This is a genomic window from Microbacterium sp. C23T, from assembly GCF_053345975.1.
On record NZ_JBKFBD010000045.1, the window covers coordinates 22738 to 29933 of the forward strand.

The following is a 7196-nucleotide window of genomic DNA, read 5'->3' on the forward strand; positions in this document are numbered from 1 at the left end:
CCCACCGGCCATCATCACGAGGACTCTGATCTCCATGAGCACACCCCGTATCGTCGTCACCGGCATCGGTGCCTCGACCCCCATCGGCGGCACCGCCCCCGAGAGCTGGTCGGCGCTGATGAACGGAGCATCCGGCACGCACACGATCGAGCAGGAATGGGTCGAGGAGTACCAGCTCCCCGTCACCTTCGCCGCACAGGCGCTCGTCCGGCCCGACTCCGTGCTGGAGCGCCCCGTGGCCAACCGCCTCGACCCTTCGGCGCAGTTCGCGCTCGTCGCGGCGTTCGAGGCATGGGAGGACGCGGGCAAGCCGGAGGTCGAGCCCGAGCGGTTCGCCGTGGACTTCGCGACCGGCATCGGGGGCCTGCAGACCACGCTCGCGGGCTGGGACACGCTCAAGACCAAGGGACCTCGCCGCGTCATGCCGATGAGCGTCCCGATGCTCATGCCGAATGCGCCGGCCGCGGCCGTCTCGATGCACCTGAACGCCCGCGCCTACGCGCGCACCGTGGCTTCGGCGTGCGCATCGAGCACCGAGTCGCTCGTCAACGCGTTCGAGAGCCTTCGCGCGGGTCGCGCCGACGTCATCATCGCGGGGGGCGCCGAGGCGGTCATCCACCCGCTCACCATCGCCGCGTTCGCCGCGATGCAGGCGCTGTCCAAGCGCAACGACTCCCCCGAGACCGCGTCGCGCCCGTACAGCGTCGACCGGGACGGTTTCGTCATGGGCGAGGGCGCGGCAGCGCTGGTCCTCGAGACCGAGGAGCACGCCAAGGCCCGCGGCGCGAAGATCTACGGCGAGGTCGTCGGCGGCGGCGTGACGGCCGATTCGTACCACATCACGGCTCCGGAGCCCGAGGGGCTGGGCGCCTCGCGCGCCGTGCGCCTCGCGCTCGAGCAGGCGGGTGCCACGCCCGACGAGGTCACGCACATCAACGCGCACGCGACGTCCACTCCCACCGGCGACATCGCCGAGTACAAGGCGCTCCTGAGCGTCTTCGGCGACCGCGTACACGAGATCCCCGTCTCGGCGACGAAGGGCGCGACCGGTCACCTGCTGGGCGGCACGGGCGCGCTCGAGGCGATCTTCACGCTCCTCGCGCTGCGCGAGCGCCAGGCGCCGCCGACCATCAACGTCAGCACGCAGGACCCCGACATCCCGCTGCGCATCTCGGACGCCCCGATCGCCCTCGGTGCGGGCGATCAGCTCGCGATCAGCAACTCGTTCGGCTTCGGCGGTCACAACGCCGTCGTCGCCTTCCGCTCGGTCTGACGACCCGCGACGCGAAGACGCCCCCGGCGATGCCGGGGGCGTCTGTCGTGTCAGGCGGCGGTTCGCGGTCCCGCGACCCGGGATTCATGGCCTCCGAGCCTCGGTAGTGGCGCCTCACGCCGCCTGCGTCTGTGGGGTTGTGGGCGTCAGCCGACCTTGTGCAGCCAGACGACGGGCGCATCGTCGCTCGCGTGGCGGAACGGCTCGAGCTCCTCGTCCCAGGCTGCGCCGAGCGCGACATCGAGTTCGCGCTGCAGCTCGAACGCGTCGCCGCCGGCGATCTCCATCGCGTAGCGGATGCGGTCCTCGCCGATGACGACGTTGCCCGCGGTGTCGGTCTGCGCGTAATGGATGCCGAGGCCCGGCGTGTGCAACCAACGGCCGCCGTCGCTGCGGGGTGTGGGATCCTCGGTGACCTCGAAGCGCAGGTGCTCCCACCCGCGGATGGCGGTGGCCAGGGCCGAGCCGGTCCCGGCGGCGCCTTCCCAGTAGAACTCTGATCGCCGGCTGCCGGTCAGCACCGGCTGATCCGCCCAGTCGAAACTGACGGCGCGGCCGAGGGCTCGCCCGACAGCCCACTCAAGGTGGGGGCACAACGCCCGTGGCGCGGAGTGGATGAAGATCACCCCACGCGCTTTATGTGTCGCCATGATCTCTCCGTTCGTCAGGTGCGTCTTCCCCTACGACCTGTGACGGTGTCATGACGTGCTGTTCGGTTGTGCTGCCGCCATTATCGCGGAGAGGGCCCGGGAATCACAAGACTGTGATTCCCGGGCCCTCTCCGATCGGGCGGGTGGTGCTCAGGCCTCGCTCATGGCCTGGACCTCGGCCTTGCCCTTGGCGGCGTAGTACGCGGCGCGCGCGGCGTCACGGCGGGTCTGCTCGGCCTGACCGGCGTCGAGCACCTCCTGCGCGACCTCGAACTGCGGCGCGGTCGGCACCGCGTGGTACTTCTCCATGTAGGCGTCGAGCTCGGGGCCCGACTCCCAGGAGGTGATGAGGCAGTAGCGCGGCTCGGTGCCGTCGTGGTGCACGGCGTGCCACAGGCGCTGCGTGTCGACGATGAGCTGGGCACCGGCGGGAAGCGCCACGCGGTACTCGATGCTCGGGTCGGTGCGGTTCTCACGCAGCACGAAGTAGGTGTTCTTGTCGTCGGTGAGGTTGAAGAAGCCGCGCACGACCCAGCCGGTGCCGTCGGGGTTGAGGCGGTTGTTGTCGTCCTGGTGGAGGTTGTACAGCGCGTCGGCGTAGGTGTTGGGCTGCAGCTCGATGATGCGGCAGCGGCCGACGTTCGAGCCGGGCTCCTGCGCGCGGCGCGTCAGGGTCGGCGCCTTCTCGGTCTGCTCGGGGATCCAGACGCCGTCCTTGTCGGTGCGCGGCGGCGTGTGGTTCCAGAACCCGTTGCACTCGATCTCACCCTTGGCGGACGCGAGCGGCGCGAAGCGGGTGTCGCCCGACGACTTCCAGTCGACGTACTCGATCGACAACCACTCCTGCGGGTCGATCTCCTCACCGTAGGAGTCGAGCACCACGAAGCCGGTCTCGTCGAGAGCGGCGGACTTGATGTAACCCATGACGAATCATGCCTTTCGGTCAGTGAGCCAGCACGTTTTAACAGGCTCAACTTAGGTAAGCCTACCTCGGGGGTCTGGACGCCCCCGAAGCCCGCGCCGTGAATAACAGGCGGCCGTCGTGCGCCCGCTTCGTGGCGGGGAGCCCGGCCTAGACTGGACGGGCCATGGTCACTGCCACGAACGTCGATGCCACTGCTGTCAACACCATCGGCTGGCTCTCCGCCGCGGACTGGACGATCGTCGTCCCGGTGTATCAGCGGCAGTACCGGTGGGACATCGGGGGGTGCGAACAGCTCCTCGCCGACATCCGTGCGGTGGCGGATCTCGACGATCGGCAGATGCATTTCATCGGGTCGATCCTCTCTTCCGCGAGCGGCGAGGGATCCGACGCCGAACTCGTGCTCATCGACGGGCAGCAGCGGACGACGACGCTCATGCTGCTCGTCGCCGCCCTGCATCACACCGTGCGCGAGGCGGATCCCGACCTCGCCGATCAGCTGCAGCGGGTGCTCGTGCACTCGCACGACGCGACGCGTACGAAGCTGCGCCCGCACCGCGCGTGGGCCTCGGTGTTCGAGCGCGTCGTACTCGACCTCCCCCTCGCGGCGGGCGAGCACCGAGATTCGCGGTTCGACGACAACTACGCGTTCTTCCGCAGTCAGATCAGCCTCGAGGAGGCGCCCCACATCTGGCGAGGGCTCCAGAAGCTCGAGCACGTGGCGATCACCCTCGGCGCCGGCGCCAACGCCCAGCAGATCTTCGAGAGCCTCAACTCCACCGGGGAGCCGCTGCGCGACCACGAGCTCATCCACAACTACGTGCTGATGGGTCTCAACCACTCCGAGCAGCGGGAGATCGAAGCCGACTACTGGCAGGCGATCGAGCAGAACACCGGTGATTCGATCGCGGAGTTCTGGAGGCAGTACCTCGTCATGCGGACCGGTCGGGAGGTCACCGTCGTCGGCGGCCGCGGCGTGTACGACGCGTTCCGTCACGAGTTCCCGCGGCTCGACTTCGAAGGGCTCCTGCGCCACGCCGACGAGTGGCGGGAGCTCTCCCGCGTGTACCGCATCCTGCTGCGGCCGACGGAGGCGCCGGATGCCGAGATCACGCGTCACCTCGCCTACCTCGGCACTTTCGGCACGGGCATGTACCCGCTCGTGATGCGGGCGTACCGCGACTTCGAGCTCGGCTCGCTCGGGCGCGAAGAGCTGATCCACACGCTTGAGATGGTGCAGTCGCTGCTCGTGCGCCGCGCGGTGGTCGGCACCGGCGTGGATCGCCTGGTCGCGCGTCTCTGCCGTGCGCGCGAAGAGGGCGCCGGCGCGCTCGTGTCGGCGATCTCGCGCATCACGCCGTCGGACGAGCGGATCGCGGTGGCACTGAAGTACTCGGAGCTCCCCCATGCGGCCTACGTCCTCGGCCGGATCGCCGGTGTCGACAGCGCGGGCGGCCTCGACGTCGAGCACATCTTCCCGCTCGCCCCCGGCGACGGCTGGTCGGGCGACGGGGTGCGCGAGTGGGCGTCGTACACCGACGACGAGCAGAACAGCCATCGCGCCCTCGCGAACACGATCGGCAACCTCACGGTCCTCGAGGAGGATCTCGCCCTCCGCGCCTTCGATCGCTCGTTCCCCGAGAAGCAGGCGCTGTACGCGCGCAGCGCCGTCGCCACCACCGCCGAACTCGCCGCGCTCCCGTCCTGGGGCACGGCGGCGATCGCCGACCGCTCGGCGCAGCTCACCGGCCGGTTCGTCGAGGTCTGGAAGCGTCCGGGGGGTCCGGCGATCGACGACGACGGCCTCACCCCGATCCTCGACGCCGTGCGCCGTCGCGGATGGCCTCCGGGGTGGCACCGGGAGTGGTCGTACGTCGAGTACTGCGGCGAGCACTGGGAGGTGCCCGACGTCAAGTACCTCTTCAACCGCGTCTTCAAGCGGCTGTGGGCGGATTCCCGCGACTCGGTCGTCGCGTACAGCGCGCGCCGGGGTGGTCCGGTCTACACGGCGCAGTCCTGGAACGGCCAGTGGGACCGTCTCGACGACGAGCACTCGCTCTACATGGGCTGGGACTCCAGCTACATGCTCAGCGCCGTGCAGGGCGTGCTCGAAGAAGCAGGACTCGCCCCCGAGGTCTTCGTCAAGTACTCCTACATCGGCAACGCGATGTGAGAACGGGACGGATGCCTCGGCTCGAGGCATCCGTCCCGTTCATCGTGGCCGGGGCGTCACTCGAAGGTGACGGCGGCGTCCTCGTTGTTGAGCACGATCACCGGGGTGATCGAGGGGTGTCCGGCGGCCTGGATCTTCGCGAGGTCGAAGCGCAGGAGCGGCGTGCCCGCCGTGACCTTCTGGCCCTTCTCGACGAGGGTCTGGAATCCGTCGCCCTTCATGCCGACCGTGTCGATGCCGACGTGGATCAGCAGCTCGGTGCCGTCGTCGAGGACGAGCGCCACCGCATGGCTGCTGTCGAACGTGGCACCGATCGTGCCGTCAGCGGGTGCGACCACGGTGTCGCCGGTCGGCTCGATCGCGACACCCGGACCCATGATCCCCTGCGCGAACGTGGGGTCCGGAACCGCCGAGAGCGGCACGACCTTGCCCTCGAGCGGCTGGCGCAGCTTGACGACGGTGGTCGTCGGCGCATCCGTCAGCACCGCGGTGCCTCCGGCGGCCGGCGGTGCAGCGGGCTCGGCCGCGACCACGGGGGCCTCGGCTTGACCCGTGATGATCTGCTCCATGGCGTCCTTCACGAACTGGACGTTCGTGCCGTAGATCACCTGCACCGACTTGCCGCCCGGCTTCATCGTGCCGGCGGCGCCGGCGCGCTTCAGAGCGGCCTCGTCGACCTTGTCGACGTCGTTGATCTCCATCCTCAGGCGGGTGGCGCAGTTGTCCAGGTCGAGGATGTTCTCCTTGCCGCCCAGCGCGTCGATGAAGCGGCTGCCGGTGACGAGGTACTTCTGGTCGACGTTGTGCGGGTCGAACTCGGTGCCCTCCTCGAGGATGTTGTCGTCCTCGCGGCCCGGCGTCTTGAGGTTGAACCGCTTGATGAAGAAGTAGAACACCCCGAAGTAGATGAAGAACCAGAAGACGCCCATGACCGGGATCAGCCACGGGTTCTGCGCCATCGGGTTCGTCCAGTTGAGCACGAGGTCGACGAATCCGGCGGAGAAACCGAAGCCCATCCGGACCGGGAGGATCGCGCTGATCGCCATCGAGATGCCGGTGAAGACCGCGTGCACCACGTACAGCACCGGAGCCAGGAACATGAACGAGAACTCGAGCGGTTCCGTGACGCCGACGAAGAACGAGGCGATCGCGGCGGACAGCAGGATGCCGTACGTGATCTTCTTGCGCGTGCTCTTGGCGGTGAGGTACATCGCCAGGGCGGCGCCGGGCAGACCGAACATCATGATCGGGAAGAAGCCCGTCATGTACTGACCGGTGACGCCGTACGTGCCCGTCCCCGCCAGGAAGTTGTTCAGGTCGTTGATCCCCGCGACGTCGAACCAGAACACCGAGTTCAAGGCATGATGCAGGCCGATCGGGATGAGGAGCCGGTTGAGGAATCCGTAGATGCCGGCGCCGAGCGGTCCGAGGAAGGAGATCCACTCGCCGAACGTGACCAGTCCGCCGTAGACCCACGGCCAGACGAAGAACAGGATGGCGGCCAGGACCAGCGAGAAGCCCGCCGTGACGATGGCCACCGAGCGCTTGCCGGAGAAGAACGACAGTGCGTCGGGCAGCTTGGTGTCTTTGAACCTGTCGTAGCAGAACGCGCCGATCAGGCCGCAGAGGATGCCGACGAAGACGTTCTCGACGTTGGCGAACGCGGCGGGGACCTCGTTCACGTCGTTCACGCCCATGAACAGCATCACGGATTCAGGCTTCAGCAGCGTGGTCACGACCAGCCAGGACACCACGCCCGCGAGCGCGGACGTGCCGTCGCTCTTCTTCGCCATGCCGATCGAGATGCCGACGGCGAACAGCAGCGCCAGATTCGCCAGCAGGGAGATTCCGGCGGTGTAGAGGAAGTCGACGACGACTCCGCCGCCGATGGTGCCTTTGATCCAGTTGCTGATGCCGACCAGGATCGCGGCCACCGGCAGCACGGCCACCGGGAGCATGATCGATCGGCCGAGCCTCTGCAGGAACTTCATTGTTCGCCTCCATCAGGAGCCAAGGGACAGTTGATGTCGCTGACGCTACAGCCAAACCCATTCGCGCGTCACTGGGTCCCCCCTCCGAAAGTTAGGGGTATGAACGAATTTCTCATCGACCCGTGATCCGGGGCCTGAGAAAGGCTGAGGTCCGTCGCAACCCCCCGGGGTGGGGGCGGGCTCCGTT

5 protein-coding genes are annotated in these 7196 nt (G+C 68.1%); 2 read left to right on the forward strand and 3 right to left on the reverse strand.

Annotated elements, in window-relative coordinates:
• The first annotated feature begins 34 nt into the window (after positions 1-34).
• On the forward strand, positions 35-1273 hold the full coding sequence (locus ACLBXX_RS19325) for a beta-ketoacyl-[acyl-carrier-protein] synthase family protein (RefSeq protein ID WP_447659360.1): 1239 nt from the start codon (positions 35-37) through the stop codon (positions 1271-1273).
• Positions 1274-1419: 146 nt separating this feature from the next.
• Here the strand turns inward: ACLBXX_RS19325 and ACLBXX_RS19330 are convergent, their stop codons facing one another.
• Together ACLBXX_RS19330 and ACLBXX_RS19335 are read right to left on the reverse strand one after the other, a co-directional pair.
• Positions 1420-1923 carry a DUF3145 domain-containing protein gene (locus ACLBXX_RS19330; RefSeq protein WP_341999345.1) on the reverse strand — a complete coding sequence of 168 codons (504 nt, stop codon included), beginning with the start codon at positions 1921-1923 and terminating at the stop codon, positions 1420-1422.
• A gap of 150 nt (positions 1924-2073) precedes the next feature.
• The gene (locus ACLBXX_RS19335) at positions 2074-2847 is read right to left on the reverse strand and encodes a hypothetical protein (protein WP_310290948.1); all 774 of its coding nucleotides are present in this window, start codon (positions 2845-2847) and stop codon (positions 2074-2076) included.
• Positions 2848-3011: 164 nt separating this feature from the next.
• Here ACLBXX_RS19335 and ACLBXX_RS19340 point away from each other — a divergent pair, with 164 nt between their 5' ends.
• On the forward strand, positions 3012-5018 hold the full coding sequence (locus ACLBXX_RS19340) for a DUF262 domain-containing protein (protein ID WP_447659361.1): 2007 nt from the start codon (positions 3012-3014) through the stop codon (positions 5016-5018).
• 56 nt (positions 5019-5074) lie between these two features.
• Here ACLBXX_RS19340 and nagE read toward each other — a convergent pair whose 3' ends face one another.
• A complete protein-coding gene (gene nagE / locus ACLBXX_RS19345; protein WP_387137447.1) occupies positions 5075-7009 on the reverse strand; it encodes an N-acetylglucosamine-specific PTS transporter subunit IIBC in 1935 nt (644 codons plus the stop codon).
• Between the last annotated feature and the right edge of the window lie 187 nt (positions 7010-7196).